Source organism: Pseudothioclava nitratireducens, assembly GCF_029210495.1.
GTDB classification, from domain to species: domain Bacteria; phylum Pseudomonadota; class Alphaproteobacteria; order Rhodobacterales; family Rhodobacteraceae; genus Pseudothioclava; species Pseudothioclava nitratireducens.
This window is the reverse complement of sequence record NZ_JARGDK010000031.1, coordinates 1-1,378: the sequence shown is the minus strand read 5'-3', so window position 1 is coordinate 1,378 and position 1,378 is coordinate 1. Positions and strand designations below refer to the sequence as shown.

The following is a 1,378-nucleotide window of genomic DNA, read 5'->3' as shown; positions in this document are numbered from 1 at the left end:
GGTAGCGTCCGTCAAGGTGGTGTAATTTCCCAGATGGCCTGAGGTCATGATCAGGCGGCTTTCGTGGTTATGCTGAGAATGGGGTCGATCTCCTCCTTGTCGATCTGGGCGAAGGCCTCGACCATCATGTAGCGGCTTGAGGTCTGCCATTCGTCGTTCTGCTCGAACAGCACAGCGCCGATCAGACGCATGATCGATGCCTCGTTGGGGAAGATGCCAACGACGTCGGCGCGGCGTTTCACTTCCTTGTTCAGACGCTCGATCGGGTTCGTGCTGTGCAGCTTGGTCCGATGCTGGCGGGGGAAGGCCATGTAGGCCAGGACATCGTGTTCGCTGGCATCCATCAGGTCAGCCAGCTTGGGCCAACGGGGACGGAGCTGATCGGCCACGCGCTGCCAAGTTTCGCCCGCATGTTTCCGGTCGGGCTGCTCGAAGGCCTGTCGGATCGCGGCGGCGACGACCGTGTGCTGACCGCGCGAGACATGAGCGAGGGCATTGCGCATCCAGTGAACGCGGCAGCGCTGCCAAGTTGCCTCGAAGACCCGCGAGATGGCGCCTTTCAGGCCGGTATGGGCGTCGCTGATCACCAGTTTCACGCCATCGAGGCCGCGGGCTTTCAGGCTGCGCAGGAAGTCCATCCAGAAGGTCTCTGCTTCAGATGGCCCAACTCCCAGGCCGATGATTTCACGGCGCCCCTCCGTGTTGGCAGCAACGGCGATTATTGCGGCCACGCTGACGATCCGCCCGCCTTGGCGTTGCTTGAGATAGGTGGCGTCGAGCCAGACGTAGGGCCAGTCCCCGGTCAGCGGGCGGTTCAGGAACTCGCCGACCCGTTCATCGATATCCTTGCACAGCTTGGACACCGTGCTTTTCGAGATGCCACTCAGCCCCATGGCCTGCACCAGCTCGTCGACGCGGCGGGTCGAGACGCCGCCGATCCACGCCTCTTGGATCACGGCAACCAGTGCTTGCTCAGAGGTTTTGCGGGCTTCGAGAAAGCCGGGGAAATAGCTGCCCTGCCGCAGCTTCGGCACTTTCAGGTTCAACGTCCCCAGCCGGGTGTCCAGGGAGCGGTCGCGGTAGCCGTTGCGCCAGGTCGTGCGCTGCTCGGCCCGCTCATGGCGGCCAGCGCCGATCAGGCCATCGACATCGCTCTCCATCATCAGTTGCAGGACGGCCTCTGCGATCGAGCGCAGCAAGTCACCCTGATCGTGCTTTTGCAGAAGCTCGGTTAGGTCCATGGTGGTCTTGGTCATCGGGGTCTCCGTGTGGTTCGTGGTTGAAGTCGCCAAACTCCACCTCGACCATACACCTCGATGGCCACCTGAGATTACACCGAAGACGGCGCTGAATTTACACCACGTCCGTGGACGCTACC

1 protein-coding gene is annotated in these 1,378 nt (G+C 62.3%); it reads right to left on the bottom strand.

All coding sequences use genetic code 11. From position 1 onward, the window contains the following. Positions 1–50: 50 nt before the first annotated feature. Complete coding sequence (locus P0X85_RS15040) at positions 51–1,256, bottom strand: IS256 family transposase (RefSeq protein ID WP_275815168.1); 1,206 nt, start codon at positions 1,254–1,256, stop codon at positions 51–53. Between the last annotated feature and the right edge of the window lie 122 nt (positions 1,257–1,378).